This window comes from Bradyrhizobium sp. JYMT SZCCT0428, from assembly GCF_018131075.1.
In the GTDB taxonomy this organism is placed as follows: domain Bacteria; phylum Pseudomonadota; class Alphaproteobacteria; order Rhizobiales; family Xanthobacteraceae; genus Bradyrhizobium.
Map to the genome: position 1 here is coordinate 1 of NZ_JAFCLS010000155.1, position 2,041 is coordinate 2,041.

Consider the following 2,041-nt stretch of genomic DNA (forward strand, 5'->3'; position numbering starts at 1 on the left):
AGCTGGCAAGGTCTAACCATGTCCGATTTACCCAATAGCAGACCTAGCAGAGCGCAAACTCGAAGTGCCCAAAAGGCGACATTGCCAATGCCCTCTAGGCGGAGGAACTCTAACGTCGCTCCTTATCCTGCTTTGATGGATGCGGAGATAGCGTCAACAAATAGGCGGCCTTCGTCGGCATGAGGCCGCCCGGAGGCAAGACCGCGCACTTGAGTCTGACACTGGCGTGGCTGGTCTTTTGCTATTATCCTCATCTCGCCGATACCGGTAACCTGAGATGATAGGAGACGGAGGAAATTCGTGGCTTATGAGGGCGAACAGATGACATCTTGTCCGGCAGCGATGTTCGACTTTAGCAAGGCATACGCTGTCGTAGTGACCGGCGCAAAGTTCAATCCGTATGGGCACATGCTCCTTAACACAGGGGGCAAAGGAGGTAAGTATTTTCAGGTCTCGGATGTGATTGGAAATCCGAGAATGATGAATGAAGCACAATTTCAGCGTTATCTGCGCGAAAACAACAAGACCATTGTAACAGTCATGCGCGTCAACATACCCCATCCAAATAAATCGCAAATGAAGCTGGAACAGGTTCTCTCAGAGAAATGGACATGGGGAGCGGTCGTCAACAATTGTGAATCCATGGTCGAAGAAATTGTCATGGCCGGAGGGGGGCCGAAACTCAGGCGGGGTGTGTTTCCACTTCCGATGAACGCGACGAACATGTGCGAAAGTTGGTAAGAGTTCGGGAACCGGTACATCCTGCGTCCGCCGCGCGTAGATAAAGTAGACCATCAAAGGGAGCGTAGAAAGATGAACCGGATCAATCGCGGGCGATACCGGCCAGGGCCTTCATCGCTACAAGCATTGCGGACAGTTTGCGTCGGTTTCAAATCGCCTTCGCTGTGTAGCGTCCATGCTTAAACGCGTGCTGATTCCTTTCAGCGCGCCCGGCGAAGGGCCACCGTGCATCCTACACTTACCGTTTGCCATCGCCGGGGCGAGGTGTCCGACTTCCTCACATCACACAAATGCGAGGTGCTGTGATGACCACGGAAGCTCATTAACCGTATGCGCGGAAACTATGAAGCGCAACTGCCACGGGCTGGCGCGTCATCCCCTTCTGCGCCGATAGTCTTAGGCTTAATAACCAAAGCCCGCCGGTTCCGACTGGCGGGCTTCGCATTTATGTAATTAACTTGCGCCATGCTAAATGACGACCAAGACATCCGCAAATCGCTCGCACGAGCGTTCGATCGGGCTTGGGAGGAATATTACCGGTCGGGGCGCCTGACGGTAAGTCAGGACGTCGCTCGTACCGAATTGGCAAGGCGTCTTGTGCAGCTTTCGAAAGAGGGCATTCGGGACGAAGGAAGCCTCACCAGAGCTGGAATGGACCGTCTGTGTCAGCTCTCGCCCCACGGCGGGAAGAGCGAACCGTAGCTGCGGCCTGAGGTGGGATCAGGCCGCCTCTGGAATGGCCTTTGGAATAGCCGCAGTGATGGCGCGCAGGCGTCGCGCCAGGGTAGCGACCGTGACCTTTACGTTGTCACGTCGTGCCACCAGGGTCCGTGCTAGCAGGGAATACCGAGGGTCGAAAATTTCGAAGATCTGTGAGCGTTCCTCCTCCGCGGCGATATCGCCATCAAGCAGACAGATGGTGCGGTCGAGATCAGCCAGCATGTTTCTGATCACCCTGGCTTCTCGGATCGCTATTGCACTGGCTGTTTCAGTATAACGCTGCTTGTTCACCTGGCGGCTCCCGGAATGACCTGTTTCGACACACCTGGCATCAACGCCAAGTGGTTTAGGCTACCGATCGCAAGAGCCTTGCCAATTACGGTAACCGCCGATTAACCGTTCGGGGGCAAACTTGCCGGTGACCTTCTGGTGGTCACAAGTAAACGCGTAAGAGCCGTCGCTGTGGGTATCAGCGGCGGCTTTTGCATAGGACTGGGGTCGCAAGTGACAGGCGCCGAGCTTAAGAAGCTACGCGAGGACCTTGGCGAGGCGATCGGCCGGCTGCTGAGTGTTAGCGATA

At 55.5% G+C, this 2,041-nt stretch carries 2 protein-coding genes; one reads left to right on the forward strand and one right to left on the reverse strand.

Going from position 1 to position 2,041, the window contains the following annotated elements:
* Nucleotides 1-300: 300 nt before the first annotated feature.
* Nucleotides 301-741, forward strand: a complete 441-nt coding sequence (locus tag JQ575_RS44120; RefSeq protein ID WP_212039402.1) for a hypothetical protein — start codon at nucleotides 301-303, stop codon at nucleotides 739-741.
* 720 nt (nucleotides 742-1,461) lie between these two features.
* On the opposite strand, the gene JQ575_RS44125 is transcribed toward JQ575_RS44120, so the two are convergent.
* Nucleotides 1,462-1,752 (reverse strand): hypothetical protein, encoded by a 291-nt coding sequence (locus tag JQ575_RS44125; protein WP_212039404.1) that lies wholly within the window; start codon nucleotides 1,750-1,752, stop codon nucleotides 1,462-1,464.
* Between the last annotated feature and the right edge of the window lie 289 nt (nucleotides 1,753-2,041).